We start from the raw sequence: 26,705 nt of genomic DNA, 5'->3' as shown, positions 1-26,705 counted from the left end.
GCGTCCTACTTCTCGGCCTTGGCGATGGCGTCGTCGATCATCGGCAGGTAGCGCTCGATGCTCCACGGCACGGTCAGCGGGTTGATCATCGAGGAGGCCGTGACGAAAGGGTTGTCGCGGCCCGCGACGACGGCTCCCTTGTCGATGGCCGGGATCGCCTTGTACAGCTTCTGCCCCTCGATCTGCTTGCGGGACTTCTCGTCGCTGTAGAAGGTGAAGATCAGGTCGCTCTTGTTGAGCTTGTTGCCGTTCTCCAGGCCGATGAGAGCGGAGTCCGTGCCGTCGGTCTCCTTGAAGGTGTCCACGACGGGGTCGGTCTTCAGGCCGAGCGAGGAGACCATCTCGGACCGCTGCTCCTCGGAGCGGAAGACGCCGAGCGTGCCGGGGCCGGTGTTGTAGATGTAGGAGAAGGTGTACTTCTCGTAGTCGGGGCGGGTCTTGGCCGCGGCGGCGAACTGCTTCTCGATCTTGCTGATCAGCTTCGCGCCGTCCTTCGGCTGCCCGAGCGCCTTGGCGATGATCTTGATCTGCTGGTCCCAGTTGGTGCTCCACGCCTTGTCCGGGTAGGCGACCGTGGGGGCGATGTCCTTGAGGATGTCGTACTGCTTCTCGGTCACGCCGGACCACGGGGCGAGGATGACGTCCGGTTCGAGTTCGGTGATGGCCTCGATGTCGAGTTCCTCGCCTCCGGTGAACTGCTCGGGCAGGTCGTCGCCCTTCTTCTTCACCGCCTCGTGGACCCAGGGCAGGTAGCCGGTCTTGTCGCTGCCCCACTCGTACTCCTCCACGCCCACCGGGGTGTGGCCCAGCGCGATCGCGGTTTCGGCCGAGCCCTGGCCGAGGGTGACGACGCGTTCTGGCTGCTCGGTGATCTCAGCCGTGCCGAGCGCGCTCTTGATGCTGACGGGGAACGCCCCGCCGGACTTCGCGGTACCGGACCCGGAGTCGGAGGACTTGTCATCGTCCGCGCCGCACGCTCCGAGCACGAGACACAGGGCCGCGGTCAGAGCGGGCACCGTAAGAGCGCGACGGCTCGGCCGAGTTGAAAGGGGCAGCATGAAAGATCCTCTTGTCCTGTCCAGTTGTCACCCGCCCGGGGCGGACGCGCGCAGCACGAACTGCGCGGCCTCGGGCCGCGAAGGCGGGTGACGCGAAGCAGAATCGCTTAGCAAGGGGACCCTAAGTTAAAGATTTGATCAACGTCAAGCTCGGCCCGGCACAGCACGGGCGGGACCGTCTCGCGCTCCACCGCCTCGCGCTACTTCGCCACCACGAGGGAGATGCGGACCCACTTCCGCAGCACCCCGCCCTCACTGGTGGAGGCGGCCCGCATCGACGGCGCCTCGTCCGGCACGGTCCTCTTCCGCGTGCTGCTGCCGCTGGCCCGGCCCTCCCTGATGACCCTCGGGGTGCTGGTCTTCATGTGGTCCTGGAACCAGTTCCCGCTGGTCCTGGTCCTGATCCAGGACGCGAGCATGCGTACGGCTCCGGCCGGGCTGGGCTTCTTCGTCGGGCAGAACAGCACCGATGTGCCGACGCTGGCGGCGGGCACCATCATCGTGATGCTGCCGATCACGGTGGTCTACCTGCTCTTCCGGCGCAGCTTCGTCGCGGGGCTGCTCCAGGGAGCCATGAAGGGATGAACCGCTGCCATCACGGCTCCTTCCCTCAGGGGACGGGCAGCGGGGTGTCCGGGTGGGGGACGGCGGCACACGCCGTGTCCAGTGCCACGCGGCAGCGTCCGACACCGACGGGATCGTCGCTCACCTCGGTACGGCCGGGGGCGATCTCCAGTACGGCCAGGTCGCCGATCTCGGGTGCCGGGAGGCGCAGCACGCTCAGCGGGGGTGTGCCGGTCAGCGCGTGCGGCGGGGCGGCCAGCGGGCTGACCTGCACGGTGCAGCCGGGCCGTGCGGCGGCGGACCGCAGTGAGGCGAGCTGCTCGCGCATCACCGTGACGCCCCCGACCTCGGTGTGCAGCGCGGCCTCGGGAATCAGCACCCACAGCGGTGCGGAACGCTCCGCCAGACGGGCCTGCCGCTGCTGGAGCAGCTCCACCGCCAGGTCGCGGTGCCCCGGCGGACGGCCCGGATGCCGCAGCAGTTGAACGGCGGCGGCGTAGGCCGGGGTCTGGAGCAGATCCGGGATCAGCGCGGGATGCCACACCCGCACCACGCTCGCGGAGGACTCGGTGCCGATCCACTCCTGCTGGGCGGCGTCCATCACCTCGCGGTACCGGTGCCACCAGCCGGGCAGATTCGCCTCCGCCAGGCTGGTGAGGATGCGCTCGGTCTCCGCCTGCGTTACCCGGTAGCGGGCCAGCAGCAGCTGGACCTGCCCGGCGTCCAGCCCCGTCTCGGCACGCTCGATCCTCCGTACGGTCGCCGGATGCGATCCCAGCGCGCCGGCGGCCTGCCCCAGGGTGAGCCCGGCGCCCTCGCGCAGCACACGCAGGCGGGTAGCCAGGACCCGGTGCGCCACCGTAGGGCCGGATCTCGCTCTCATCCGATCCCGCTCCCCTGATTGCGTGAATTGCAGAATCTGCCCATCACACCCATAGTGGCATTATGTGTGACTTTGATACGAGTGAGGCGGATGCCGGTATCAGCCACTTGCCGGACACGCATACTCCGAACGGCTGCCTGGTGCCCTGTACCCCCGAGGGCGTGCGACAGGCCCGGCAGCACGCCCGTTCGACGATGGCCCGGTGGGGGGAGCCGGGAGAGCGGACCGAGACCGCCGCCCTGCTGACCACCGAGCTGGTCACCAACGCGGTACTGCACGGCAGAGGCCCGGAGGTGCGGTGTCATCTGCGACGGCGTCCAGAGGGAGACGTCCAGCTCCGGGTGTGGAGCGGACCGGGCACCACCGTGCCGCGCCCCCGCCCGGCCCGGGACCAGGCGGTGGCGGACCTGGAGGAGACAGGGCGCGGGCTGCTGATAGTCGACGGACTCAGCAGCGCCTGGGGTACCCGTACCGGCTCGGAGGGGCGCCTGGTGTGGGCTGATCTCTAGGGCGTGCTGGAGAAGTAGCGCCGGCCGCCCGGAGGGCGAGACAGGCGGGACTTCTCCAGCACCACCTAGTACGGGCCCGCAGCGGCTGTGCTCTTCCCGGCCAGCTCAGCCAGCAGGGCCAGCGCCTTCCGGGCCGCGGGTTCGCTGTGCCGGCCCAGTCCGCAGGCGGTGGCCACCGCCTCGGCCTGTCGCCCGGAGTGCTTCTCCACGAGGTCCAGGGCGGTGTGCGACGCGCCCGGGTCGTTCTCGTCGGCCACTCCGGCGATCAGGCGCCACTTTGGGTCGAGATCCTTCAGCGGAGCGTAAGGGTGCGCCAGCGTCGGCGGTGGCCTGGTCCCGTAGGCGAACGGGATATGGACCGGAGGCAGGGGCCTCTTCTGACGTCTCAGGCGGCGGGCGAGCGCGTTGAGAAAGATCACCGCGGGCCGGGTGCTGCGCGGCGCTATGAGTTCGGCGCGCCCCAGCCCGCCGTAGCACAGGTGCAGCACGGCGGACTCGCGCGGAATCAGCGCGAGGACACCGGCGACCTGGCGGGCCAGCAGCCGGGCGGCCACCGGACGCAGGGGCGGGGGCAGGAGGTTCAGCGCGTAGAGCACCGCAGGGGTCTCCAACTGCCAGACCACGGGCACATCATGTTCCCGGGCCAGCCGTGCCGCGTGGCGTATCTCCTGCCGGGCCGCCCGGTTCAGCGTGGGAAGCTGACCCAGCATCAGGAATGTGCCCCGCAGGGTCCGCAGTGCATGACGCAGCTGCGGCTTGCCCACCATGGTCATCAGACCGAGGTCCAGCGGGTTGGGCCGGGAGAGCTGGACGGGGGCACCTCCGGTGTCCGAACGCCGGTAGTCCCCCACCAGTTCGCGGGCCCGGTCGGCGCGCGCATCATCGCGCATCATCGCCGGGCCGGGCCGTTCCTCTCCGGCCAGTCGGTAGATCGGGACGGAGTCGTAGTCGGAGAAGTCACCGCCCCTTATCGCCCGGACGGTCCCCCGCTCGTCGAGGCCCTGCATGTAGCGCACGATCCAGCGGGGGTCGTCGTCGAAGGGCCAGGCCAGCAGTTCGGTGTCGCCGACGTTCTCGCGCACCCAGGCCCACGCCTCGCGCGGCTCCCGCCCGGTGATCTCCGGAGGGAAGCTTCCGACGAGATGGATCTTGCGCCGCATCCAGTACCTCCGTCATTCGCCCCTGCGCGGTGCCGGGCCTCAGGAGAGGATGCCCATCGGAGCCCCGGCAACCCCGAATCGTGAGGCTCTCCCCTTGGGTAAGTGCGTGGCGGCGCCCGTCCGAGGAGCCCGTCCGAGGAGCCCGCCAGGGAACGCGGCCAAGTCCGGTCAGCGCCGCAGGAGGCGGCGTCGCACCGAGGCCCAGCCCCGCGGAGCGCCCGGCGGGGAAGCCGGAGTCGCCGCCCCCGCTGGAGCGGCACCCTCGGGTGCCCGGACCGCCGGTGGCAGCGCGGCGGACGGAGGTATGGCGGACGGAGGTATGGCGGACGGAGGTGTGGCGGACGGCAGAGGGGCTTGGGTTGCAGAGGCGTCCTTCCTCGCGCCGGGCCGTGACCGGTCCTTCGGTGGCACGGGGGTGAACTCCACGGGCAGGGCGGCCAGGTGGCGGGTCACCCAGGCCTGGTTCCAGCGCAGTTCTTCCTCCTCCACGGTCATCCGCAGATCGGGCAGGCGCATCAGCAGGGTGTCGATGCCGGTGTCCGCGATGGCGCGGCTGATGTCCTGGCCCGGACACTCGTGCGCGCCGCCGCCGAACGTGAGGTGCGAACGGTTGCCGTGCATGGGCGTGTTGCGGTCGGGCCGGATCGCCGGGTCCACGTTTCCCGCCGCGATGCCCAGCAGCAGCAGGTCTCCCGCCTTGATCCTCTGACCGCCGACCTCGGTGTCCCCGGTGGCCCATCGGCCGGGCAGGGTCAGGAACGGCGGCTCTTCCCACAGGACTTGCTCGACCGCGTCCGGCAGCGTCATGTGACCGCCCGTCAGCGAGGCGCGGAACCGGAGGTCGGTGAACACCATCCGCAGTGTGCTCGCGATCAGGCTGATCGTCGTCTCGTTCGTGATGACGAGGATGACCCGCAGGTGCTGCATCACCTCCGTGTCGCTGAGTTCCTCGGGATGGCCGATGAGCCAGGACGCGAGGTCGTTGCCCGGCGAGATCCGCTTGCGCGCCACCAGCGAACGCAGCGTCTCTACGAGGTACTCGTTGCTCTCGACCGCGGTACTCGCGCCGTTCATCAGATCGCGGGAGGCGTCGACGAGTCGCGGGCCGTCCTCCTCGGGGATGCCGAGCAGCTGCGTCATCACGAGCATGGGCAGATGCTCGATGAACTCGGCGACCAGATCGGCCTCGCCGTTGCCGGAGAGGCCGTCGATCAGCTGGTCGGCGAAGCGGGTGACATGGCGCCGGATGCCACGGCGGTTGAAGCGGCCGATGCTGTCGTTGATCGCCGAGCGCAGCCGCCGGTGGTCCTCACCGTCGACGAAGCGGCACAGCGGCTTCCAGTCGGTCATCGGCAGCAGGGGTGAGGTCGCCGGGACCCGGCCCTCCTGGAAGAGCCGCCAGACGCGGGAGTCACGGGTGAAGCGGGAGGGCGTACGGGCGACCTCCAGGTTCTCGCGGTAGCCGAGCACGAGCCAGGCGGGGAGATCGTCGGCGAGCAGGACGGGCGCCACCGGACCGTGCTCGGCCCGCAGCCTCTCGTAGGTGGCCCTCGGGTCGGCCACCGCCTCGGCGGCGAACAGGTTCACCAGGCCGTCGGGGGCACCGCCGGACGCGGGTGCCGGGCCTGCGGCGGGTGCCGGTTCTGCGGCGGGTGCCGGGTGTCCTGCGTGTGCGGGGCAGCCCGGCGGCGGACCGGGTGTGTCGTCCGTGGGCCCGGGGGTGTCGGGGCCGGGTTCGGCCGGGGTGTCAGTCACTGTCGCTCCGGGGCGCGGTGGTCAGGGAGTGGAGGTAGCGCATCAGGGCCATCAGGACGTCGCGGCTGGAGGACCGGTCGCGGGCGTCGCAGGTCACCATCGGTACGTGGTCGGGAAGGTCCAGCGCCGCCCGGATGTCGGACATGGGGTGGCAGGGGCTGTCGGGGAAGTTGTTGACGGCGATGACGAACGGCACCCCCCGCTCCTCCAGCCGGTTGACCACGCTGAAACTGATCTCCAGCCGCCGGGTGTCGATCAGGACGACCGCACCCAGGGCCCCTTCGAACAGCCCCTTCCACAGGAACCAGAAGCGCTCCTGCCCGGGCGTGCCGAAGAGGTAGAGGACCAGCCGTTCGTCGATGCTGATCCGTCCGAAGTCCATCGCCACGGTCGTCTCGGTCTTGTGTTCCGCTCCGACGAGGCTGTCGACCCCGGCACCGGCCTGCGTCATCGTCTCCTCGGTGGTGAGCGGCCTGATCTCACTCACCGCGCCGACCAGGGTGGTCTTCCCGACCCCGAAGCCGCCCACGACGACGACCTTCACCGCTGACCGGGCCGAAGCCGGCAGGGCATCCCCGGCCTGAGGTCCGGCCGCCGCCTCAGAGTTTGCGAAGTCCATCCATCACCGCTTCCAGAAGTTTCGGGTCGGGCAGCTCGGCCGCCGGGACCGGAGCCCGTGTCTCCACCTGTCCCCCGTCCACCAGATCCGTGAGCAGGACGGAGACCGTGCTGGCGGGGAGCCCCGTGTACGCCGAGATCTCGACCAAGGACAGCGGCCGCGTGCACATCCGGAGGATGGCGGCGTGCTCGGGCTGCATCCCCCTCGCGGGCTTACCACGGGAGACGATCAGCGTCACCAGGTCCAGGGGGACCGGTTCGGCCGCTCTGTCGCGGCCCGCCGTGACCACATAGAGCCGTTCGGGGCCGCCTTCGATCCCCTGGCCCTTTCCCTGTCCCTGGTACCGCGGGGGGTCGCCTCCGCTCACGTGTCCTGCTCGTCGGCACGCGGCGGGCTGCTGAGGTGCTCACCGATGCGCGCCACCAGGTCCCGCATGCGCTGCCCCATCAGCCCGGCGTCCACCCCGCTGTCGGCCAGTACCGCAAGATAGGCACCGGCGCCGGCCGCCATCAGGTAGAAGAAGCCGCCGGAGACCTCGATCACGACAAGCCGCATCTGGCCGTCACCGTGCGGGAACTCGGTGGCGATGGCGGCCGAGAGGCTCTGCAGCCCGGCACAGGCCGCCGCGAGCCGGTCGGCGGTGCCGTCCTCTTCCCCGTCCGTACTGAACTGGGCGATGCACAGACCGTCCGAGGACAGCACCACCACATGACGCGTCTGGGGGACGCCGGCTGCCAGGTCCTTGAGTATCCAGTCCATGTTGAGTCGCTGCTGTGTCACGCTCTACTCACCTTCGCTCGTCGCCTCGTCCCCGTTACGCATGGGATCGGCTGCGGCGGGCTCAGCCGAAACACCGCTCTGGAAGGCGGCAAGCCACATCCCGGGCTCCGTTGGCGGCTCGGAAGGCCCGGCGGTCGCGGCGGCCCCGGCGGCCGACGGCGCGGGCACCGCCCCGGCGGGTCTGGCGGGCGGCGGCGCGGCGGCGCGGTGACGGCGCCGCTGGGGCAGTCCGTTCGCCGCGCGCGGAACAGCGGCCTCCAGTTCCTCCGCGGGCGTCTCGCTGGGCCCGGTCATGGGCCTCGGCCGTGGCCGGATCGGCGGCAGCGTGGCGGCCCGGGCGATCTGCCCGCCGGGCGAGGGTGTCACCGTGAGCAGGCGCTGCGGCACCGTCAGCACGGCCCGTACGCCACCGTAGGCCGAGGGCCGCAGGGAGACCGTGAAGTCGTTGGCCTGGGACAGGCGCCCGACGACGGCCAGGCCGAGGCGCGGGGTCTCCCCCAGGTCGTTCAGGTCCAGCCCGGCGGACGCCTGCGCGAGCGCGCGCTCGGCACGGCTGCGCGCCTCGTCGGTCAGGCCGATCCCCGCGTCCTCGATCTCCACGGCGACACCCGTCTGGGTCTCCATCGCCGTGAGGTGGACGCGTGTCTGCGGCGGCGAGTAACGGGTCGCGTTGTCGAGGAGTTCGGCCACCGCGTGGATCAGCGGCTCCACGGCGGGCCCGACGACGGCGAACTCCGCCACCGAGTGGAGGTCGATGCGCCGGTAATCCATGATCCGCGACATGGCGCCGCGCAGTACGTTGAACATCGGTACGTCCTGCTGCCACTGGCGGCCGGGACGTGCGCTGCCGAGCACGGCGATGCTGTCCGCGAGGCGTCCGATCAGCGCGGTGCCGTGATCGAGGTGGAGCAGATCGCCGAAGACGTCCGGGTTCTCGCCGTGCTTGTCCTCCATCTCCCGCAGGTCCTGGGACTGCTGGTGGACGATTGCCTGCACGCGCCGGGCGATGTTCACGAACGCCCGTTGCGCGGAGTCGCGGAGGCCCTCCTCGGCCTCCACCGCCTCCAGCACCGAACGCAGCACCGCCTGGTGAGCCTCTTCGAGTTCCGGGGCCGACCCCACGCCTGGGACCAGGCCCGAGAGCGCCTCCTCGGCGAGCGCCCCCTCCTGGAGCCGGGCGACCGCTGCGGGCAACTCCTTGGCCAGTCGTACGGCTTGGGCCTCCTGTGCGGCCAGCCGGCGTCGCAGCTCCGCCTCGTCGGCGGCGCTCCGCTCGCGCAGCGCGGCGAGCTGACGGCCCCGGCGCACGGCCTCCCGCGCGAGCAGTGCCACGACGAGCACCGCTGCCGCGCCGCACCAGGCGACGGCCGCGCGCAGGTGGCCGGGAACGAGCGCCAGTGCCACCACCGCGGAGCCGCCGAGCAGCGCCGGAGGGATGAGCCAGATGGGCGCGGAGGAGGGCACCCGGACTTCGGTGGACGTACCGGCGCGGACCATCGGCATTCCTCAATGACTGTGGGACGAAGGTGGAGAGGAGGCGGGGCAACCGGGCCACGAGGAGTCTCCGGCGACTGTGGAGCGCAGCGTCCTGCGTCCCTGCGTCGGGGCAGAGCCGAACCGTCGCGGTCGATGACACCTGCCAGTCGATCACTGCCGGGCATGTTTCCATACAAGCGGCTTTACATACAGGTCAGTTGCCCAAGCCGTCTGATCGTCACCCTTCTCTCCCCTGCTCTCCCCTGCTCTTCCCTCACGCGCCGATGTGGGGACGCCCGCTGTGGTCACGATCCCGGCGTGTTGTCCTGCGCCGCGTCCAGATCCGAGAGCCAGCGGCTTTGGTCGCGGTCGTAGCGGACCGGGCCCTGCCGGAACCTGGAGAGGTCCAGGGTCAGCAACTGCTGGTAACCCCCGTCGGGCAGCTCGGGATCGAGCACGATCTGCAGGCCGGTGGCAGGGTCCTGCAGCACGATGGGCCGGTTCTCGCTCTGCGGGTCCGTGTCCTGCGGCGCTGCCGGCACTCGGCGCCCGGAACCACGGCGTCGGAAGAGGCCGCGTACGGCGGCACGGAACCCTTCGTACAGGTCCCCGGCGGCCCTGTCCCCGAGCCCGTTCAGGAAGCCCGTCAACGGGAGCACGAGTACGAGCAACGCGGTCAGCTGATCGTTGCGCTGCCTCGGTGCCACCTTGACCTGTGGCTCATAGCCCAGAGCTGTCAGGACCTGCCGCAGTGGTTCGTCCTGTTCCTCGGTTACCTGCGCGTCGACGTACAGTTCGGCCGGTGCCGATCCGGTCTCAGCCACTGCCCTCACCCCTCGGATTCCCAGATGAGCATTTCCGTATCCCTGACACTGACCAGTCGCGTCCCCTCCGGACTGAAGGCGACCGACGGCGCGTACTCGGCACGATGTGCGATCCGAAAGAGCGGACCTCCTCCGGAATCGAGATCCCAGACGTCTGTGCTTCCCAGGGCGATGGCCACGGCGAGCAACTCTCCATCCGGACTGAACGCCAATCCGTACGCACCCTTCCGGTGCGGAAGGGTGCGTTGGTGGCTATGGCCCTCGGCGTCCCAGACGTACACGTCGCCTTCCGCGTCCGCGGTGACCAGCCGTCTGCCATCGGGGCTGAAGGCCACCGCACTCACTCCCTTCCCCCACCCTGAGCTGGCATGACGGAAGCTGAAGAGCCGCTCTCCGGTGCTGACGGCGAACATCTCGGCGAACCCGTAGGTATTGCCGGTGGCGAGACGAGTGCCGTCCGGACTGAACGCCAGGTTCCTGACCCAGCCTCTTTCGAGCCGTTGCCGCAAGGACCAGTCGGTGGTCAGTTCCTGACACAGATCCCCTGTCGCCGCATCCCAGACGCGAACAGTCCGCCCGCCGGTTCCGGTGGCGATGAGTGCGCCGTCGGGGCTGAACGCCAGCCGCTCGATTCTTCTCGGATGACGGACCCCGCACAGCGGCCGGCCGGTGGCCACATCCCACGTGCGCAGGTATCTGTCGGCGCCTTCGGTGGCAAGCAGACGTCCCTCCGTGCTGAAGTCGGCGGACCATACGTCCCGGTGCGGGATCTGCTGCCGTTCCCGCCCGTCGGCATCAGCGATGACGAGGCTGTGCCGCCGCCCCATCCTCATCGCCAGCCGCAGCTCACCCGAGGAGAACCCGACGGCCCTCACTCGCCAGGGAAGGGTGACCGTCGTCAGCCGCTTCCAGGCAGCCGGGTCGCGTCGCCTCTGTGGCGGGGACGGTGGCGGTGGCGGCGGCACGGTGACGGTCTGCCGAGGACGGCTTCCGCCGGGCGCCGGCGCCCTCTCGGTCTCCACCGGCGGTGCGCTCCCAAAGCCGCCCTGCGGCAGGACCGTCGCGCCGCCCCCGGCCGTGGTGACAACAGCGGAGTCGAGGTCGAACAGCAGCCCGTCCGCGGACCGCATGTACAGCACAGGCGTGCCCCACTCCAAGGTGGTGGGCAGTGCCAGACGCATGCTCTGCCGGGCGCCCAGGACGGCGTCGTCGACGGACTGCTGGGAGGCCAGCCCCTTGTAGAAGGTGGCGCCGAACTCGATCGCGACCTCGTCGGAGACCGGATACCGCATCGCCAGCACGGCCGGGGTTCCGCGCCTGGTCAACGCTCCGGCGACGCTGGAGAAGGGGTCGCTCGGCGCGCCGCGGTCCGTTTCACACGCGTTCAGCACCACCAGCCGCAGCGAGGGGTGCCCGGCCAGCATCGTGGCGAGCATCTCCGCACCGAGATGATAGGCCCCGCCGTCCTCCCCGACCAGAGCCACGGTGCCCTCCTGCGCCGCCTCGTCGTAGCCGCCATGGCCGATGAAGTGGAGCACATGCCACGGCCCGCGCGGCTGGGCCGGTTCCGTCTCCCCCCGCCCGTTCGCGGCGCCGGTCCCGCGTCGCGGGCGCAGGGCCGCCTGGAGATGCCGCCAGGACTGCCCCTCCACGAAACCCAGTTCGACCTTCCTCGCATCCACCAGGCCGGCCAGTGACTCCCGTATTCGCTGCTGCTCGTGCTCCGTCTGCAAGGGGCCCTGGTCATCGGGCCTGGCGATCATGCACAGCACACGCAGCGGTGATTCGACTCGCAGCGGGCGCACCGGTGTCGGCAGCTGCGGGTACCGGACCAGCGGCATGGCGAGGCAGAGATAGCCGTCCTCGCCGGTGTCGTACATGAACTCCCATGGCAGCCGGGCCAGCTCCGGCGGCTGTATCCGCAGTACGATGCGCAGCCTCCTGCCCTGCTGGGCGGCACGGCCGCGGCTCGCCGTCAGCAGCCCGCGCCCGTCGCCGCTCAGCAGTGCGTCGAACAGCGCGCGGCCAAGGTCCCGCACCGGCTGCTCCGCAGCGGTCGCGCTGCGCCGCAGGCGTGCCGACGACTTCCAGAGAGCCTCAGGGACCCGAGCGAGGAGTTCCTCCAGCTCCGGCTTCGAAGGAAGCCGGAGATCCGTGGTGGCCTCGCCGTCGTCAGGCGCCTCGACGATCACCTGGTATCCGTGCTCACCACGCCCCACGACTCGCACCCGAAGATCGAGATCGCCCACGGCTCCCCCTCCGCTCCGCATCCGCCGCTCAAGCTCCGGGCCCCGCCCGCCGACAGCCTCCAGGCCCAGGACCGCTCAGGACCGCCTGCAAGGCGGGAGACCCTGCTCGCAGGGCTGTGCGGGCTGCTTCCACACGTCATGTCCCGGTCGCGACCGCCCGGTAAACGGCTTCCTCGAACGCCGAGACGGCGTCCTTCAGCTCCTGGACCGCCTCCCGGGCGTCGCGGCGGGCGACCGCACCCGTACAGGCCAGCACGTGGCAGCGCTTACGCTTCGCCTCGCAGGCCCGGACCGCGGGCTCGACGCGCAGCGCGGCGCTGAGGTCACGCAGCATCGGTGCGCGTGTGGACGGCAGGGGCGGGGCGAAGACGAAGGCGTACCAGGACCCGACGTGAACGTCGTAGGTCGCCACAGCACCGGCGAGCGCCCGTGCCCGCTGGGCGGCGGTGAGTCGCACAACGATCCAGGGCATCGAGGCGGGCGGCGGGACGGCGCGGTAGTGAGCGCCGATGGTCTGCGATATGTGCTGGGCGTCCGCCAGCGCGGGTTCGGTCAGCTCGGCGGCCCTGCTCCGCACCCGGAACTTCTCGTGCTGACGCATCACGTCCCTGGCATTGGTGAGCCTGCGCAGGTGCGCCGAGAGCCCGGGCAGCAGCCTCGACAGCTCCGCCTCCGCTGCGAGCCCCCAGTTCCACTGGCCCAGGCAGTAGACCGCGACGTCGTCCAGGAAGGCACCGGCTGCGTCACCCGCGCGCTTCACGTTCCACCGGGGGCCCTGCCTGGCCTTCTCCTTGCGGTGGTTGCTGATGAGCCGCAGGCCGACCCTGGCCATGGCGGCCCCCGGAGGCACCTTGTTGAGAAGGTCGTTGTTGTTTTTGATGTGCATGTGCATGGTGTCTGTTTGCGCCGAGCCGGGCGGAGCCGTGTCCACCGGCTGGAATGCCTTGTCGTCGGGCACGGGCAGACGCTTGCCGCGTACTCCCCAGGTACCCAGTGCGATCAGCTTGTCGTTCCGCGTGTACTCCATGACAGGCCCCCCTGCTCCTCGCAGCTGATTCCCCCGCGGGGCCGGACCCACACCCGGAACCGGCTTCCATCGCCTCAGCTCGATTGTTCGATGTCATCGGTGTGACGGACGAGGCGCCCGAAGGCAGCGCGGAGTCCGACGTCGTGACCCGTGAAACCCGTGACCCGTGACCCGAGGACGGGCCGCCGGGCTGGTGCCGCGACAGTTCGCGGCTCCGCGGCAACCGGTCGCGGGTAGTCAGTGACGGTTCGTTAGACAAGATGTCCTGACAAACCCCTTGCCGAATGGAGGGCCCGGCAGTAGAAAAACTCCTCACGAGCCTCAACACGCACAGGCGTACCAGGCACGGCACATGGGAGGGACGCGGGTGACGAACTCGACGCAGGGGGACGGCAGGGAGCCCGGAGGGGGACCAGCCGAAGGTGAGGCGGCCCGTCGCGGCATGGCGGACTCCGCACCGAGCCGCCGTACCGTCTCGGCCGCGCTCGTCGCGGGCCTGGCGGGCACGGCACTGGCCGCGGCCTCACCCTTGGCCCAGGCGGAAGGCTGGAGCGCCCCGCGCCCGCGCCGCGGGGCACGCGGGCGGCATGACCGCGCCCACAACGACGTGCTGTTCGTCGGCGCCCACCCCGACGACGAGCACGGCAACTTCTCCACGTTCGGGCAGTGGCGGGAGCGGTACGGGGTCAGCACCGGCGTCCTGACCGTCACCCGCGGCGAGGGCGGCGGGAACGCGGTCGGGCTCGAGGAGGGCGCCGAGCTCGGGCTGATCCGGGAGGACGAGGAACGGAAGGCGACCGCGCCCGCCGGGATCACCAACGTCTACTACCTCGACAAGCCGGACTTCTGGTACACTCTGTCGGGGCCGCTGACGGCTGCGATCTGGGATGAACGGGACACCCTGGAGCGGATGGTCCGGCTGATCCGCGCCACCACCCCGTACACCGTGGTCACCATGGACCCGCGCCCGTTCAACCAGCACGGTGGTCACCAGCTTTCGGCACGGCTGGCGATCGAGGCGTTCTTCCTGGCCGGTGACCCCCGGGCGTTCCCCTCGCAGATCACCCGTGAGCACTACCGGCCCTGGCAGCCCCGGCTGCTGCTGGCCCAGAACTACCGCTTCGGCAAGCTCCTCGGCCCCGACGCGCCGAAGCGGCGCCGCACCGACCCGGACAGCGGGCTACCGGTCTTCGGCGTCTGGTCGGGCACCAAGTCCTCCGAGCACGGCGCCAGTTGGGCGCAGGTGGAACGGGATGCAGCCCGCGAGTACCGCAGTCAGGGGTTCGCCACCCTGCCGCCGAAGGTGCCCACTGATCCCGCCGAACTCGGCTCCGACTGGTTCACGGTGCTGGCCGCCGACGGACGGGCCGTGGAGGCAGAGGTGCGGCCCCAGTCCGGACTCCGGCCGCTGTACGCGGAATTCAAGGGCTGGACCGCGCGCGTCGGCCTTCCCTGGCTCGCGAACAACGCCCAGCCCGACTACCCGGCCGGCCCCTCCACCACCATTCCCGAGGTGTCCGGCGCGCCGGTGCTGGACGGCGTGGAGCGGGACGGCGAGTACCCGGGCCCCGAGCTGCCGCTGGTGCACTGGCAGGGCACGGAGGCCGGCGCCGACGACGTGTCGGCCACGGCCAAGCTGGCACGGCACGGTGACGACCTGTACGTGCTGGTCAAGGTCACCGACGACCGCAAGGGCGCCGCACTGGGCGGGGAGGACATCAAACGGCACTGGCGTACCGACTCGGTGGAGATCACCCTCGACCCGCGCGGCACGGCCGATGACACCTCGACCACCTTCAAGGCCGGCATCTTCCCGTTCACGGCGCACGGCGGCGGGCCTGCGGCGGAACGCGACGGTGACAACCGCCAGGGTCCGGCGAAGGAGACCGCACCCGGCATGCGGGTCGCCGCCACGGTCACCGAGCCGTACCGGAGCTACACGGTCGAAACGAAGATCCCGCTCGCCGAACTGCCCGCCGCCGCCGACCCGGAGGCGTTCGCAGTCAACGTGCTCGTCTACGACTCCGACACCGAGGACAAGACCGGCCAGACCCGGCTCGCCTGGTCCCCGTTCGGCAGCGCCCAGGCCGACCCGTACGTATGGGGAAACGCCCGGCTGACGGGCTACACCCCGCCGCCGGACCGGCCCACCACCCCGGCCGAGCCGGACATCCCGCAGGAGGCGGCCCGCAGCGAGGACTCGCCCGCCTCCGTGGCCCAGTACCACCGCACCGGAGTCCCGCTGGCAGTCGGCCCCCGCTCCTGAGGACGGACCCCGCGGCTCCGGAGCCCCCACGGCCCCGGCCCTCGTCAGAGGGCCGGGGCCGTGCGCAGCGGCAAGGCGGGAAAGTCATTGCCCTTCTCGTGTCGCTCCATCCAGGAGTGACCGGGAACGCGTCATCCCCATGTCCGCGAAACCGTTCGGTGTCATCGCGTGCTGGACGGAGTATCTCCGTGCCCAAGCGCGCCTGGTCAGCCACGACGCCCCGCTTTGCAAGGACCGCAACGCCGTCGAGCCCGGCAGCGACCGATTCGTCGCCCACGGAGGTGGCGTACCGGAGGGCTACGGGCCGCCCACGGGGGACGGAGCGGCGTGCGGGGATGATGTCCCGGTTGGTTCACGGCGTTGTCCCGGTTGGGACCTGGCGTCTCCCGTAGCGCCCGCCAGCGCCTAACGTTCCTGGTCGCAGGGCCGTACGCCAGTACGGCATCGGCCTGCGCATGTTTCTGCTCTGACGACTCACGGGGGTACGGCGCGATGACCATGGGAGAGCGCACATCGGGTGGCAGCACGTCGGGCGGCAGGTCTTCCCGGCGGCGAGTACTGCGGCTGGCAGGGGGCGGCCTCTCTCTGGCAGTCCTGACGGTCGGGGCGACCGGCTGCCGCGAGGAAGCGGCGGATGGCGGGAGCTCAGGAGGATCCGGGGGTGACAAGCCGTCCAGCGACGGCACACCCTCCGAGGGCGGCGCCCGCGAGGACGGAAAGGCCCCCGAGCCGCTGTGGACGAAGACGACCTCGGCGGAGACCTACGGTGACAACGACGAGCTCGTGGCCGTGGGAGGCGTGGTGATCGCGAGCGGTGATCCGCTCGCCGCCCTTGACGGGGCGACCGGCAAGGAGCGGTGGTCGCTGAAGGACGGTGCGGTCCCCGGTGCGCCGCTGCTGGTCGGCAACGGCACCCTGTACCTGGCCAGCGGCAAGTACGACGGCACCGTCGCCGGTTACGACCCGGCTTCTGGCAAGGAGACCTGGCGCAGCCACCTGGGCAAGGGCGTCCGGCAGCCGAGGCCGATCGCGGTGGACGAGAAGCAGGTGTACGTCATCGCCGAGATACTCGAGGACGACGGCTCATCCCGGACCAACGTGATCGCCGCGCTGGACAGCAGCACGGGCAAACCGGCCTGGAGCGAACAGCGCGACTTCGGCACCAAGCAGAACGGGATTCACGCCGCCGTCAAGGGCCGCCATCTCGTCTACACCGACTTCAAGAAGAACCTCACGGTGCGCGACACCGCCACCGGTAAGCAGGTGTGGACACACAAGACGACAAAGACGAACTACGGCTTCTTCGTCGTCCACCAGGACCTGGTGATCGTCCCGCAGGGGCAGAAACTTCAGGCCTTCAACCTGTCCGACGGCGCCGAGAAGTGGTCCATGAAGTCCGAGCACCTCACCACGTTCAAGGAGCCGGGCATCGTGGACGGCGTGCTCTACATCGCCGACAGCAGCCGGACCCTGCGGGCCGTCGATCCGCAGAACGGCAAGAAGATCTGGCAGTCCAAGGCCCTCGCGGACGCGGAGGTCCATGTGCCCCGGCAGTACGTCAAGGCGGGTGGCGTCCTCTACGGCGCCACGGACCTCGACAAGCAGGGCGGTATCGTCGCCATCGACCCGAAGACCGGTGACCTGCACTGGACGTTCAACGACAAGTCCGGCGACCATCACGCGTGGCTGGTGGCCACCGACGGCAAGCGTGTCTTCGCCCTGCACGGCAAGAAGCTGCATGCCCTGCCCGCCTAGCGGAAACGTCCGTGACGCGTCCGTTTTCCTGCCCGCACCCGCACACGCGGCAGACGACGCGTGTCTGACGATCACGAGGGCAATTGCGATCGGGACATGCTGGCCTGGCGGTTTGGCTGTCGGGTGATCAGCAGGCCGTCGTGCGGACAGGCACCAGCTCGGTACTCGTCCTGCGGCGGGTCGCCCTGCGGGCGGAACGGTCGGACCTCGCGGATCGCAGTGGAGATGGTGGAGCGGTCGGCATCGAACGGCTCGGCCAGTCGAGCAAATCGCCGCAGGATGGGAACAGGCCGTACGGGCCCAGGTCAGCTTCACAACGCACTTGACCCGTACGGCCCTTCCCCCGGCCCGGCCTGACCTGACCCGCTCGCATTCGATGACATGCCGCGGAGTGCCGTGTACGCGGCCCACGCGTCCAGCAGCGGCGGGGAGACCGAACGCCGCCGGCCGGGGCCGTGGGTGACCACGTACCGCACGGCTGCCGCGGTGGCCTCGGGGAAGGCCGAGCGGAGGAGGGCGACCGTGCCTGTGACGAACGGCGCTGCGGCGCTCGTACCGCTCAGCAGGAAGGGGCGGCCGCCGAGTCCCGGGCCGGGGATGCGGTCGCCGGGGGCGCCGACTCCGTGGCGGCCGATGGACGCGCTCAGATTGGACTGCGGCATGGGGCGTCCGGCGCGGTCGCATGCCGTCACCGGGATGACCCACGGGTGGTCGGTGAAACCGGAGGAGCCCGTCCGGCCCTGGTTTCCGGCGGCGACGACGAGGATCACGCCCCGGTCGGCGGCGTGGTCGAGGGCCGTCTCCAGTGCCTGGTCGCGGAACCCGGAGGGCGCGGGCTGGGCCATGCTGAGGTTCAGGACATGGGCCCCCGCGTCGACGGTTTCCGTGATCGCCTCGGCCAGCTCTCCCGTCCGCACTCCGGAGAGGCAGGTGGCAGGCCCGCCGTCGGCCGGACGATCCGTGAAGAGGGGTCGGGATACCAGGGTGCAGCGGGGGCAGACGCCCCCGCTCGCGGCGATGATCCCGGCGACGGCGGTGCCGTGCGCGCAGCACGCGTCGCCGCGGCGGCAGCCTCCCGTACCGGCGGCCGCGCGCAGTTCCCGGACCGGGTGGCCCGCGAAGGCAGAGTGCTCCAAGGCCACACGACCGTCGATCAGGCCGACGACGACCGAGGGCCCGCCGAGGGTGCGCGCCATGACAGGCGTGAGGCCTACCAAGTCCATGGGATCTGCCGGATCCAGGGGTTCCATGGGCGCCCTTTCCTCTGGCCGCCGGGTGGGGCGGCCGGACTACCCGGGCAGGTCCCGGCAGTCGTCGGCTCGCACAGTGGTACGCAACGTGTCGCAGTGTGAGTCGAGTTGTGAGTGCAGCTCGTCACCTGGTGTGTCCTGCCGTCGGGGTCATCACCAGACGGGGTCCTGGGGCCACCAGGCGGGGTCCCGGCAGCGGTCCGCCAGGCAGCTTTGGTAGCACTCGTCGAAATTGTCGAGTCCTTCGCAGCGCCAGCGGCAGGTCGGGCCCTCGACGTGCTCACAGGTGATGTCCTGGAGGTGGACGTGGTCGCCGGGGCTGCCGGGACGGGGGTGAGGTGCGAAGCCGGGCAAGGTCATGTCGACTCCACGGGGACGGAGCAGAACCTGTCGATGCATTCCTGGAAGCAATCGGGGTTCCAGGAACCTGCGCAGTCGTCCTCACATATGCGCCCGAACTCTTCCGGGCAGGTGATCTTCTGGGGGACGAGTCGGTCGCCGGGTACGGCAGTCGTGTGTGGGCGGGTGAATCCTGGGAGGCTCATATCGGGTCACCGGGCCAGTAGTCGCATACATCGCGGATGTATTTTGCGAAACCTTCGGACGGAAGGGTGTCTCGCACTTGCTCTCGCATCATCCTCCCGTGACCATACGGTCAGTGGCATGTCTCCATGCAGAAGTCGAAGCACTCGAACCAAGCGGGCGAGTGGTGCTCGTAATTGTTGTCGCAGTCGGCCCGGCATTCCCTGGTGCAGTACGACTCCAACTGCGGAAAGAGCCGGTCACCGAGCGTTTCCGGGATCGGAAGCGTGCGCTCGAATCCGGGGATAGGCATCTGAGGTCACCTCTCTGTTCTGGGCAGCGGCTACCGCGAGCGCGTGGCTAGCGGGTCACTTCTTTTTCGAGCAGGCTTCCGTCAGGCACCTTCGCACGCACACACGGAAGTTGGCCGTGCCCCGGCACCGGTGGCGGCAGACCGGAGCCAGTTCCTCCTCGCAGGTGAACTGCTGGGGGAGGACCAGATCACCGGCGTTCACTCCGTATGCCGCCGGTTCGACGGCGAATCCGGGGATACGCATGTCGGTTCGCCTCTTTCTCTCGTCGTCATCGGCTGTAGTAGCCCTGAAGTGGGGTCACTCGGAAGGGGAAGAGCCCGGCGAGGCCGACGCGGACGAACCACTTCTCGGTGACGTTGGTCTGGAGGTGGGTGTAGGAGAATATGACCGTGATGACGGTCTGCGTCCCGGCACTGAGCCGGGAGGGTCCGGCTTCCACCGCGGAGAGGGTGTAGCCCTCTTTGTATTTCTGGTTGGTCTTCCGGTAGATCTCCTGGTCCCTTACGGTCAGATAATTCAGAGCCCGATCGGTCGGTCCTGTGCCCGCGTTGTCGCCGAGCTGAAGCAAGCGGTCGAGCAGAGCTTCGGCAGACCTCTCGAACTCCTCGCTGGGAGTGTCCTCGGGGCGGTCGATCGCCTGGATCAGATCCCTGCTGTCGAAGGCCCAGACATGCTGGACGCTGACGATCCGGACGGAAAGTCCCTGACAGGCGTCCGGGGGCGCGACCGGGCCGAGATGGCCGACGATCACGGCGAGGTCGCGCTGGTCGTCGACGGGGCGCAGGGCCTCCACGAGGTCGTCCAGCACGGTGGGGTCACCGGGCTCCAGGATGTAGGTGTCGACACCCTGGACGGCGAGGACGTAGCACATCTGCCGCGCGATGTAGCGGTTCTCCGGGGCGGAGAGGATGCGGTGGAGCGCGTCCGCGTCGGTGGTGTAGGTGGTACCGTCGGCGCCCGCCACCTGGAGGAACTCACGCTGGACGGACAGGTCGGGGAAGACGGCGTGGACGCGGCCCAGGACGTAGACGCTGCCTCCGGTCCCGCCGTTTCCCCCGCCGCCCCCGCCGTGGTCGCGGGAGTCGGCCGTGGCGCAGTCGCAGCCGGCCTGGGAGACGGTGGGCTCGGCAGGTGCGGTGTGCGAGTCCTCGGGGTCGAGCGTGGCGGCAGTTGAGGGCGAGGGTCGTACCTCGGCTTCCGGCTGGGTGCTCAAGGTGGTGACGGTGTCAGTGGTCTCGGGGTCCATCGATCTCTCCTCAGGCGCACTCTGTCCAGCTCCGCGGCCGGAGCGGGTCCCCCGTCGGCCGCCGTGTCGTGTACGCGCGGTGCTTCACGCACGGTGCTTCAGCGGTCCGGTCTGCCGCCGAACGCCATCCACCGGTTCAGCGCCGCGGCCCTGCGGGCGCAGCCGCCACAGGGACGGATCCCCACCGTCGTGGTCACCCGGGTGAGGGCGTCGCCCAGTCCCATCTCCGCACCCTCACGCGCGAAGCCGGGGATGCGGGCCCGGTGGCGGGGTGTGCCGCGGTGGGCTCTCTCGTCACGGTGGGCTCTACGGGAGTCGCGTGCCGGGTCTTCCTCACCCGCACCCCGGTATCCGGTTGCACCGTCAACCATCCTGCTCACATCCCGGTATTGAACCATTTATCCGTCGCCACCGAGGCGTCATGTCCTCTTCCAGGTTCCTCCTGGGGCGCTCCGGGCGCAACCTAGTCAAACCGGCCGACTGCGTGCTGCGCAGCAGCCGCCCCTGCTCCTTGATGTCATCGACATGAAGGAGTCCATGTCCACCTCCGACTGCGTCCTCCAGCTGTCAGAGGCGACAGCCCCCGGAGGGGCCGAACACCGAGACCGAACCGGACGGCTTGCCGCAGTCGGCCGGCGCCGGCCAGATCCTCGAATCCCTCGCCGCATACTGCCGGCGCAGCGGGCTGCGCCGACCAGACAGCGCGGCGAGCATGCGTACCGGCCACCGCGAGCCAAGACGGGACTTATGAACCTCACTTTCTGCGCTCGTGGTGCACTTAAAAACAAGCTCAAGAATTGACAGAGGCGTGACGATATGCCCCGGCGACTCGCAGGAACCAGCAGTTTATTCACGGGCACTCAAGAATTGACAGAGAGCGTGACAACATGCCCCCGCGACTCGCCGGAACCAGCATTTTGTTTACCCGCACTCAAGAATTGACAGAGGCGTGACGATTGCCTACGGTCCCATCGCGTCAGGTTTTTACCGATCGCATCCGAGGGAATTCGTGACCACGTCCCCAACGCTGCCGAAGTTCAGGCAGCAGTTGATCCTTGCCGTTCTCATGTTGTGCTCGCTGCTGATCTGGCTGGACAACACCGTCCTGAGTACCGCCTTGGAAACCCTCGCGGACCCGGTCCGTGGACTGGATGCCAGCCCGGCCGAGCTTCAATGGGCCACGGGCTCGTACATTCTGGTCTTCGCCGCCCTGATGTTCACCGCAGGCGCACTGGGTGATCGCTTCGGTCACCGGACTGTGCTCGTCACGGGGTTGGTGGTCTTCGCCGGGTCCTCGGTGTGGGCGGCGTACGCAGGCGACGCAGGCCAGCTGATCGCCGCCCGAGCCGCGATGGGCATCGGCAGCGCGCTGATCGTGCCCGCCAACCTGGCCATCCTCATGTGGACCTTCACCGGCCCCGCGCGGACAACCGCGATCGCCATCTCCTCGACATCCGCAGGTGTCGGAATGGCAGCGGGCCCAGTGTTGGCCGGGCTGCTTCTCGACCATTTCTGGTGGGGCTCGGTCTTTCTGGTGAACGTCCCGGTCGTGGCGCTGGCGCTGGTCGGGATCGCCGTGCTGGTACCGAATTTCCGCAGTCCCGTCCCGCGGCCGCTGGACCCGGCCGGGATGCTGCTGTCGATCAGCGGGCTCGCGGCCTTGGCCTACGGGCTGATCCGTGCGGGGCAGGTGGCCGCCTGGAGCCGTACGGATGTCTGGGCGCCGATCGCCGTCGGACTGGTCCTGCTGGCCGCTTTCGTACTCGTCGAACTGCGGATCAAGGTGCCCAGCTTTGATCCCCGACTGCTCGCGCAACGTGCGTTCGGTGGCGGCAACGCAGCGCTCGGGCTGCTCCTCTTCGCTGTGACCGCCATCACCTTCTACGGCGCGTTCTACCTGCAGGGCGCGCGGGGCTTTTCGCCGATGGCGGCGGGCTTGGCCAGTCTCCCGACCGCGCTCGGCGCGATCGTGGGGGCGCCCCTTGGCGCGCGTCTGGTTCACCGCTGGTCGCTACGCTCTGTCACCGTACCGGCGCTGACCATTGCGGCGCTGGCCATGGGCGGGTACGGGCTCCTCGGGCTGCACACCCCGCTCGTCTGGGTCGAGATCATGTTGTTGGTCCAGGGGCTCTCCATCGGCATGGTGCTCGGCCCGGTGACGGCAGCATTGATCAGCTCCCTGCCGTTGGAACGGGCCGGTGCCGGGTCGGCTGTCACCAACACCGTGCGACAGACCGGCAGCGTGATCGGGATCGCGGTGGGCGGCACGATCATGTCGATCGTGTACCGGCGCGCGATCGAATCCTCACTGAGCGACGTACCTGGACCGGTGCAGGACCAGGCGCGCGTTTCCGCCGAACAGGCCCGGCATGCCGCCACCTCGATCGACCGGCCCGCTCTTGCGCGCGCCGCCGATGACGCGTTCATCCACGCCATGCACGTCGGCGCGGTCTGGATCATGCTCATCGCACTCTTCGGAGCAGCTGTGCTGGTGATCGCCCTGCGTCCTGCCGGAAAGCCCACAGGGCTGGTACCGGAGCCGGACTGCGATCGAGGAGACAGCCGCTCTGTGGCTGGGGCGACCCCCCGTTCCGGGGCCGATAGCCGACCCGCTTATGAGGGCGATGACGTGGGCAGCCACTGACACAACGGAAATCGGGCAAGAACTTCCTGGTCTCCGGGGCCGCACCTCGTCCACTCCGGCGGGACATCGATGTCTCGGATCGGTTGTTCGCGGTCTGTGTCGTCGCTCAACATTCCCCATTTCGCATAGCCGACCCGGTCTGACCGAGCGCGAGGCCGATGTGATGCGACGGCGCAGGGCGGCATCTCGCCGCTGTGGCGCGCCCCGGCGGTGCGGGTGACGATGCTGTTGGTGCCCGGAATTCCTGAGGAGGGAGCATCCCATGGCAGAGCAGTTCTCCGTCGGAGATCACGTCAGGTGGAACTCCGAGGCCGGATACGTCTCGGGCCTCATCATCAGGAAGCACACGAAGGACGTGGATTACAAGGGCCGCACACGTCGGTGCTCCCCGGACGATCCGCAGTACGAGGTCAGGAGCGACAAGACCGACCACATCGCCATGCACAAGGGAGGCGCCCTCACGAAGATCGAGTCGGGATGACGCTCCGGATCTGCACCGTGGGCCACTCGACGCGCGATTTCGGCGACGTGGTGACCGCGCTGCGGAACAACGGCGTCGACTGCCTGGCCGACGTCCGTTCGTTCCCGTCGTCGCGGAAGTTCCCGCAGTGGAATCAGGAGGCGATCATCGAGGCGCTGCCGCCCGACATCGAGTACCACTGGATCCGGAAGCTGGGCGGCCGCCGCTACACCCCCAAGGACGTCCCGACGGAAAACGGTGCCTGGCGGGTCAAGGCGTTCCGCGACTACGCGGACCACATGGCGAGCGACGCCTTCGCGGAAGGGCTGGCCGAACTGCTGGAGCTGGCCCGGCACGGGACACCCGCGATCATGTGCAGCGAAGCGGTGCCCTGGCGCTGCCACCGCCGCCTGATCACCGACGCGCTGCTCGTCGCGGGCGCGGACGTGCACCACATCATGTCGCCCACCTCCACGAAACGGGCCACCCTCAACAAGGAGGCCCGCGTCGAGGCCGGCCGCCTCACCTACCCGGCGGACCCGTGAGGGCACCCGCTCCCCTTCAAGACCGCTTCCCTCCGCAGCAGCTGGTCGAGATCGGCGTCACCGGCCCATGTCCTGAGGCTCCGCGCGGTCATCGCGCAGCCGCGCGTCAGAACACGGCGGGCCCGTCGTGCACTGGTCGCTTTGCCTCGTCGAGCGCGACGGTATGGAGGAACCACTCCAGTACGGTACTGATCTCCTCACTGTGTTCCGCGAAGACCTCCAAAGGGAAGGAGGGCCGCAGATCCAGCTTCGCCTCGGCCAGCTCAATGCCGTCGATGTCGTTCAGCCGGGTCATCAACTCGCGCCGCAGCGGCTCGTCGTCGAAGGGCGGGCGGCGCTTCAGATACTGGAAGACGACCTCGGCCACACCGCTCACGGGATAGAGCGTGACCGGCCACAGGACGCGTGCACGGGGGCCGGCGTCCGCCACCAGCGCCGGATAGCAGCTGGTCTCACTCGATTCGCCGTAGTCGCGATACCCGCCCAGCCGCTCCCAGGCCGTCAACGCGGCGGCTACGCCCCGCACCGTCTCCGGAGTCTGGTTCTCGGACAGTTGCGCCTCGAAGCGGGCTGCTGCCGGCAGCAGATCGTGCTCCGGCGAGTGTGCCGGGACGGCGCCGCTCTCGGAGTCCTTGCCCAGGAGAGTGGCCAGATCGGCGGCGGTCAGCTGCTGGGAGCGGCGGGCCCGGTCAGCCTCGTCAAAAGCGATACCCTCGGCTTCGAGGAGTGCTCGCGGATTGCCCTTGTCGTGGCCGCCGGGCCAGCGGAACCCCGCAGCGACCCGGCCGTCGGCCGTCAGCACACGGTGGACTCCGTGCACCCCGGGCTTCGACGCCAGATGGTTGCCGACAGCGATGGCGTGGGTGCCGATGAGCGCGGCGACCTCGCCATACGTCGTCCAAGTCCCGGTCGGCATGGCACGCAGGGCCACGCGCAGCTCGGTCCAGACCGGCGACTCGACGTCGGCAGGCATCAGATCCTCGATCGGACCGGGCCACAGCTCCAGTGCACGATCGGCCAGCTCATCGGCGCGGGCGAGGATCTCGGCCCGGCCCCAGCGCTCCTCGGCTGCGATCCGCTGGTTCATCCGCAGCGCACTCGCGTCGAGGATTTCCTGCTTGCGGCGAAAGGGGTGGTTGGAGAGTCTCGCGTTGTCGGCGGAGAGGGTGAGGTTGCCGAGCGTATGGACGAGCGCGGTGTGGAGTTCGCCCGGGCTCTGGGCCTCCTCGGTCTCCTTTGAGAGAAGCTCGAACCACTCCAGGGCCGGGTTCTGCGGCAGGACGTGCTCCACCGTGAGCCGCGCCTTGGCGTAGTCCACCGGTTCGCGGGCCCCGTAGCTGTCCTCAAGCCTGCGCAGCACCTGGAACCGCTGGTTGCTACGGCCTGCCTTGTAGAAGGGACGGGCGCGGATCGCTTCACGAACGGCCTCGTCCCGGGGCCAGAGGCGGGCCCCGGTCGTATTCCGTGAGAGGTGACGGCGTACGGCTTCGGCTGGTGCGCCGTCCTTGTCCAGCTCCTTGGGGAGTTCCATGAAGACCCGGTTGTTGCCCGTCGTGGACAGGCCGGCGAGCAGCCGCCGGACCATATAGCTCTCCGCATAGGCGAGGGCCCGGGCCGCGTCCTCGGCGGTGACTCGGCCCTCGTCCACTTGGTCAAGGAGGTGCAGGGCCAGCGGGTAATGGGTCTGACCGCCCCACCGAGCTAGCCGCTCCAGCATCTGGCGCAGGTCCGGGTCCTGCTCCCGTTCGGGTTCCAGGATCCGCATCAGCCGTTCGGCGCGCCGCGCCAGCGCGGCGACTTCCTGTTCGAGGGAGGCTTCGTTCCCGTTCAGCACCCCCAGGCGCTTCTTCTGGTCCCGGTACGTCTCGCTCTGCTTGGCCCGGCTGTCGCCACTGATCACCAGGTCGAGCCAGACGAGGAGTTCGAGATGGTCCGGGCCGAGGAGCTCCTGCATGGGCAGCCAGAGGCTGCGATAGACGACTTCGCCACGGGTGGGCAGGCACATGAAGACGTAGTTGCGCAGCAGATCACTCTGGCTGAGCCCGACCCCAGTGTTGTTGATCGACTCGAAGATCCGGTAGACGTTGTCGCCCTCCGCCGCGGTGATCGCGACGATGGACAGCTGTCCGCCCAGCACGGTCTCCACCGTCTCGGTCCATGCCTCGCCACCGCTCTCGGCGCCCTCGGCCAGCACCCCGAGGAAGAAGCGGTACGCGGCCCCGATGTTGCCCGGGCCGCCCGCTCTCGGAGTGCTCTCGATACAGGCGGTGAAGGCGTCCCGGTCGGCCTGGGTCGGCAGCAGCCGGTAGTGGTCGTCGCCGTCACGGTAGCCGTTGACCAGTAGAAGGTCATTGATGCGGGCGGCCTTCTTGCCCGCTCCTTTCTCCCGGTAGTGGTCCCGCAGGGCGGTGAACGCGAGCATCAGCGTGGTGAGTCGCTGCTGCCCGTCGACGACCAACCAGCGCTGCATGGCACCTGCGGCGACCCCCGTCGGCGCAAGCACCACCGACCCCAGGAAATGGCCCGCCGCCGGGCGGTCCGCAGGCTGCTCCTCGACGAGTTCGAGCACGTCGTCCCAGAGCTGCCTGAGCTCCTCCTGCTGCCAGCTGTAGGTGCGCTGGTACAACGGCACCTGGAACTGCACCTCGCCCTGGATGAGCTGACTGAACGAAGTCTCCTGAGCGTGCATGTGCGTCCCTCTCCGGCAAGGTGCGACAAGAGCCTCGCCATCCTCCCCCATCCGGGCGCGGTGATCAGGAGAACCAGCTCGACTCCCCCCGATCGAGCGTTCCGGTGACC

25 protein-coding genes are annotated in these 26,705 nt (G+C 69.6%); 7 read left to right on the top strand and 18 right to left on the bottom strand.

The annotated features are described in order from the left end of the window. Positions 1 to 5: 5 nt before the first annotated feature. Positions 6 to 1,058 carry an iron-siderophore ABC transporter substrate-binding protein gene (locus tag LHJ74_RS12775; RefSeq protein WP_260218084.1) on the bottom strand — a complete coding sequence of 351 codons (1,053 nt, stop codon included), beginning with the start codon at positions 1,056 to 1,058 and terminating at the stop codon, positions 6 to 8. Positions 1,059 to 1,280: 222 nt separating this feature from the next. Here LHJ74_RS12775 and LHJ74_RS12770 point away from each other — a divergent pair, with 222 nt between their 5' ends. Then, entirely contained in the window at positions 1,281 to 1,643 is a 363-nt protein-coding gene (locus LHJ74_RS12770; RefSeq protein ID WP_260218083.1) for a carbohydrate ABC transporter permease, read from the top strand. A 25-nt stretch (positions 1,644 to 1,668) separates the two neighbouring features. On the opposite strand, the gene LHJ74_RS12765 is transcribed toward LHJ74_RS12770, so the two are convergent. Next, positions 1,669 to 2,505 carry a helix-turn-helix domain-containing protein gene (locus LHJ74_RS12765; RefSeq protein ID WP_260218082.1) on the bottom strand — a complete coding sequence of 279 codons (837 nt, stop codon included), beginning with the start codon at positions 2,503 to 2,505 and terminating at the stop codon, positions 1,669 to 1,671. A 62-nt stretch (positions 2,506 to 2,567) separates the two neighbouring features. On the opposite strand from LHJ74_RS12765, the gene LHJ74_RS12760 reads away from it, so the two are divergent. Continuing rightward, a complete protein-coding gene (locus tag LHJ74_RS12760) occupies positions 2,568 to 3,014 on the top strand; it encodes an ATP-binding protein (protein WP_260218081.1) in 447 nt (148 codons plus the stop codon). Between the two features lie 65 nt (positions 3,015 to 3,079). Here the strand turns inward: LHJ74_RS12760 and LHJ74_RS12755 are convergent, their stop codons facing one another. The 9 genes from LHJ74_RS12755 to LHJ74_RS12715 form a co-directional block, all read right to left on the bottom strand. Beyond that, a complete protein-coding gene (locus tag LHJ74_RS12755; protein WP_260218080.1) occupies positions 3,080 to 4,174 on the bottom strand; it encodes a hypothetical protein in 1,095 nt (364 codons plus the stop codon). 168 nt (positions 4,175 to 4,342) lie between these two features. Next, a complete protein-coding gene (locus LHJ74_RS12750) occupies positions 4,343 to 5,929 on the bottom strand; it encodes a cytochrome P450 (protein ID WP_375546733.1) in 1,587 nt (528 codons plus the stop codon). Continuing rightward, positions 5,922 to 6,548 (bottom strand): GTP-binding protein, encoded by a 627-nt coding sequence (locus LHJ74_RS12745; protein ID WP_260218079.1) that lies wholly within the window; start codon positions 6,546 to 6,548, stop codon positions 5,922 to 5,924. Before LHJ74_RS12745 ends, LHJ74_RS12750 begins: the two co-directional genes overlap by 8 nt. Next, positions 6,529 to 6,915 carry a DUF742 domain-containing protein gene (locus tag LHJ74_RS12740; RefSeq protein ID WP_375546732.1) on the bottom strand — a complete coding sequence of 129 codons (387 nt, stop codon included), beginning with the start codon at positions 6,913 to 6,915 and terminating at the stop codon, positions 6,529 to 6,531. Before LHJ74_RS12740 ends, LHJ74_RS12745 begins: the two co-directional genes overlap by 20 nt. Continuing rightward, positions 6,912 to 7,328 carry a roadblock/LC7 domain-containing protein gene (locus LHJ74_RS12735; RefSeq protein ID WP_260218078.1) on the bottom strand — a complete coding sequence of 139 codons (417 nt, stop codon included), beginning with the start codon at positions 7,326 to 7,328 and terminating at the stop codon, positions 6,912 to 6,914. Before LHJ74_RS12735 ends, LHJ74_RS12740 begins: the two co-directional genes overlap by 4 nt. Before the next feature lie 3 nt (positions 7,329 to 7,331). Next, positions 7,332 to 8,825 (bottom strand): sensor histidine kinase, encoded by a 1,494-nt coding sequence (locus LHJ74_RS12730; protein ID WP_260218077.1) that lies wholly within the window; start codon positions 8,823 to 8,825, stop codon positions 7,332 to 7,334. Positions 8,826 to 9,109: 284 nt separating this feature from the next. Continuing rightward, entirely contained in the window at positions 9,110 to 9,628 is a 519-nt protein-coding gene (locus LHJ74_RS12725; protein WP_260218076.1) for a hypothetical protein, read from the bottom strand. A 5-nt stretch (positions 9,629 to 9,633) separates the two neighbouring features. Continuing rightward, positions 9,634 to 11,877, bottom strand: coding sequence for a CHAT domain-containing WD40 repeat protein (locus LHJ74_RS12720; protein WP_260218075.1), 2,244 nt, complete (start codon positions 11,875 to 11,877; stop codon positions 9,634 to 9,636). A 136-nt stretch (positions 11,878 to 12,013) separates the two neighbouring features. Continuing rightward, on the bottom strand, positions 12,014 to 12,904 hold the full coding sequence (locus tag LHJ74_RS12715) for a hypothetical protein (RefSeq protein ID WP_260218074.1): 891 nt from the start codon (positions 12,902 to 12,904) through the stop codon (positions 12,014 to 12,016). A gap of 367 nt (positions 12,905 to 13,271) precedes the next feature. Between LHJ74_RS12715 and LHJ74_RS12710 the strand changes: the two genes are divergently transcribed. Next, entirely contained in the window at positions 13,272 to 15,170 is a 1,899-nt protein-coding gene (locus LHJ74_RS12710) for a sugar-binding protein (RefSeq protein ID WP_260218073.1), read from the top strand. Positions 15,171 to 15,662: 492 nt separating this feature from the next. Then, entirely contained in the window at positions 15,663 to 16,925 is a 1,263-nt protein-coding gene (locus LHJ74_RS12705) for a PQQ-binding-like beta-propeller repeat protein (protein ID WP_260218072.1), read from the top strand. Positions 16,926 to 17,236: 311 nt separating this feature from the next. Here LHJ74_RS12705 and LHJ74_RS12700 read toward each other — a convergent pair whose 3' ends face one another. From LHJ74_RS12700 to LHJ74_RS12675, 6 genes are all read right to left on the bottom strand, one after another. After that, complete coding sequence (locus LHJ74_RS12700) at positions 17,237 to 18,175, bottom strand: S8 family serine peptidase (RefSeq protein ID WP_260218071.1); 939 nt, start codon at positions 18,173 to 18,175, stop codon at positions 17,237 to 17,239. 153 nt (positions 18,176 to 18,328) lie between these two features. Beyond that, a complete protein-coding gene (locus LHJ74_RS12695) occupies positions 18,329 to 18,535 on the bottom strand; it encodes a hypothetical protein (RefSeq protein ID WP_260218070.1) in 207 nt (68 codons plus the stop codon). Between the two features lie 295 nt (positions 18,536 to 18,830). Then, on the bottom strand, positions 18,831 to 19,010 hold the full coding sequence (locus LHJ74_RS12690) for a hypothetical protein (protein ID WP_260218069.1): 180 nt from the start codon (positions 19,008 to 19,010) through the stop codon (positions 18,831 to 18,833). A 55-nt stretch (positions 19,011 to 19,065) separates the two neighbouring features. Further along, entirely contained in the window at positions 19,066 to 19,254 is a 189-nt protein-coding gene (locus LHJ74_RS12685) for a hypothetical protein (protein ID WP_260218068.1), read from the bottom strand. A 25-nt stretch (positions 19,255 to 19,279) separates the two neighbouring features. After that, a complete protein-coding gene (locus tag LHJ74_RS12680) occupies positions 19,280 to 20,257 on the bottom strand; it encodes a cyanobactin maturation protease PatG family protein (RefSeq protein WP_260218067.1) in 978 nt (325 codons plus the stop codon). A gap of 98 nt (positions 20,258 to 20,355) precedes the next feature. Then, entirely contained in the window at positions 20,356 to 20,628 is a 273-nt protein-coding gene (locus LHJ74_RS12675; protein ID WP_260218066.1) for a hypothetical protein, read from the bottom strand. A gap of 578 nt (positions 20,629 to 21,206) precedes the next feature. Here LHJ74_RS12675 and LHJ74_RS12670 point away from each other — a divergent pair. The 3 genes from LHJ74_RS12670 (at position 21,207) to LHJ74_RS12660 (ending at position 23,906) form a co-directional block, all read left to right on the top strand. Beyond that, positions 21,207 to 22,901 (top strand): MFS transporter, encoded by a 1,695-nt coding sequence (locus LHJ74_RS12670; protein WP_260218065.1) that lies wholly within the window; start codon positions 21,207 to 21,209, stop codon positions 22,899 to 22,901. A gap of 262 nt (positions 22,902 to 23,163) precedes the next feature. After that, positions 23,164 to 23,382, top strand: a complete 219-nt coding sequence (locus LHJ74_RS12665; RefSeq protein WP_260218064.1) for a hypervirulence associated TUDOR domain-containing protein — start codon at positions 23,164 to 23,166, stop codon at positions 23,380 to 23,382. After that, the gene (locus tag LHJ74_RS12660) at positions 23,379 to 23,906 is read left to right on the top strand and encodes a DUF488 domain-containing protein (RefSeq protein WP_260218063.1); all 528 of its coding nucleotides are present in this window, start codon (positions 23,379 to 23,381) and stop codon (positions 23,904 to 23,906) included. Before LHJ74_RS12665 ends, LHJ74_RS12660 begins: the two co-directional genes overlap by 4 nt. A gap of 106 nt (positions 23,907 to 24,012) precedes the next feature. Here the strand turns inward: LHJ74_RS12660 and LHJ74_RS12655 are convergent, their stop codons facing one another. Then, positions 24,013 to 26,595, bottom strand: a complete 2,583-nt coding sequence (locus tag LHJ74_RS12655) for a GmrSD restriction endonuclease domain-containing protein (RefSeq protein ID WP_260218062.1) — start codon at positions 26,593 to 26,595, stop codon at positions 24,013 to 24,015. Positions 26,596 to 26,705 lie beyond the last annotated feature (110 nt).

This window comes from Streptomyces gossypii, assembly GCF_025165795.1.
Lineage (GTDB): Bacteria > Actinomycetota > Actinomycetes > Streptomycetales > Streptomycetaceae > Streptomyces > Streptomyces gossypii.
The sequence above is the reverse complement of the archived record's forward strand: the minus strand, read 5'-3'. Positions and strand labels throughout refer to the sequence as shown.

Bases quoted from the DNA above. Each gene is read 5' to 3' on its own strand.
- LHJ74_RS12770 (WP_260218083.1), top strand. From the start codon at position 1,281: ATGCGGACCCACTTCCGCAGCACCCCGCCCTCACTGGTGGAGGCGGCC.
- LHJ74_RS12765 (WP_260218082.1), bottom strand. From the start codon at position 2,505: ATGAGAGCGAGATCCGGCCCTACGGTGGCGCACCGGGTCCTGGCTACC.
- LHJ74_RS12685 (WP_260218068.1), bottom strand. From the start codon at position 19,254: ATGCGTATCCCCGGATTCGCCGTCGAACCGGCGGCATACGGAGTGAAC.
- LHJ74_RS12695 (WP_260218070.1), bottom strand. From the start codon at position 18,535: ATGACCTTGCCCGGCTTCGCACCTCACCCCCGTCCCGGCAGCCCCGGC.
- LHJ74_RS12690 (WP_260218069.1), bottom strand. From the start codon at position 19,010: ATGCCTATCCCCGGATTCGAGCGCACGCTTCCGATCCCGGAAACGCTC.
- LHJ74_RS12660 (WP_260218063.1), top strand. From the start codon at position 23,379: ATGACGCTCCGGATCTGCACCGTGGGCCACTCGACGCGCGATTTCGGC.
- LHJ74_RS12775 (WP_260218084.1), bottom strand. From the start codon at position 1,058: ATGCTGCCCCTTTCAACTCGGCCGAGCCGTCGCGCTCTTACGGTGCCC.
- LHJ74_RS12665 (WP_260218064.1), top strand. From the start codon at position 23,164: ATGGCAGAGCAGTTCTCCGTCGGAGATCACGTCAGGTGGAACTCCGAG.
- LHJ74_RS12655 (WP_260218062.1), bottom strand. From the start codon at position 26,595: ATGCACGCTCAGGAGACTTCGTTCAGTCAGCTCATCCAGGGCGAGGTG.
- LHJ74_RS12730 (WP_260218077.1), bottom strand. From the start codon at position 8,825: ATGGTCCGCGCCGGTACGTCCACCGAAGTCCGGGTGCCCTCCTCCGCG.
- LHJ74_RS12675 (WP_260218066.1), bottom strand. From the start codon at position 20,628: ATGGTTGACGGTGCAACCGGATACCGGGGTGCGGGTGAGGAAGACCCG.
- LHJ74_RS12755 (WP_260218080.1), bottom strand. From the start codon at position 4,174: ATGCGGCGCAAGATCCATCTCGTCGGAAGCTTCCCTCCGGAGATCACC.
- LHJ74_RS12745 (WP_260218079.1), bottom strand. From the start codon at position 6,548: ATGGACTTCGCAAACTCTGAGGCGGCGGCCGGACCTCAGGCCGGGGAT.
- LHJ74_RS12760 (WP_260218081.1), top strand. From the start codon at position 2,568: ATGTGTGACTTTGATACGAGTGAGGCGGATGCCGGTATCAGCCACTTG.
- LHJ74_RS12715 (WP_260218074.1), bottom strand. From the start codon at position 12,904: ATGGAGTACACGCGGAACGACAAGCTGATCGCACTGGGTACCTGGGGA.
- LHJ74_RS12680 (WP_260218067.1), bottom strand. From the start codon at position 20,257: ATGGACCCCGAGACCACTGACACCGTCACCACCTTGAGCACCCAGCCG.
- LHJ74_RS12700 (WP_260218071.1), bottom strand. From the start codon at position 18,175: ATGGAACCCCTGGATCCGGCAGATCCCATGGACTTGGTAGGCCTCACG.
- LHJ74_RS12705 (WP_260218072.1), top strand. From the start codon at position 15,663: ATGACCATGGGAGAGCGCACATCGGGTGGCAGCACGTCGGGCGGCAGG.